General features: G+C 73.3%; 1 pseudogene. It reads left to right on the forward strand.

Annotated elements, in window-relative coordinates:
* Window positions 1–43: 43 nt before the first annotated feature.
* Window positions 44–475: pseudogene (locus GSF22_RS34135) on the forward strand (hypothetical protein); the annotation flags it as partial.

A 475-nucleotide genomic window follows, 5' to 3' on the forward strand; every position in this document is an offset into this window, starting at 1 on the left:
GACCCCGGTCGTGCCGCCGGTTCCGGTGGAGCCGACCCCGGTCGTGCCGCCGGTGGCGATGGTGCCGACCCCGGTCGTGCCGCCGGTGGCGATGGTGCCGGCCGTACCGGTGATCGTCGTGCTGCTGATCGTGACGGCGGTCGGGCCGCTGATTTCGGACCCGGATGGCAGGGTGCCGGCCATGACGTCGCCGGAGGCAGGCGTGACCGGGGGTGTACCGGTGGTGACGGTCGTGCCCGTTGGTGCGGTGGCGGTGCCGACCATGGTCGGCGGGGTACCGGTAGTGCCGGTGCCGGTCAGGACTGTGCTGGTTCGGGTGCCGTCGGTGTCGATTGTGGCGGCGGCGGTGGCGTCGCTGGGAGTGCTGATGGGGGCGCCGGTACCGGTGTCGGTCCCGGTGGTCCGGGTGCCGGCGTCGGGCTGCTTGTCGAAGGTGAGGGTGCCGCTGAGGTCGGGGCTGACGGTGCTGGGGATG

Origin of the sequence: Micromonospora echinofusca (assembly GCF_017614955.1) — a bacterium.
Lineage (GTDB): Bacteria > Actinomycetota > Actinomycetes > Mycobacteriales > Micromonosporaceae > Micromonospora > Micromonospora echinofusca_A.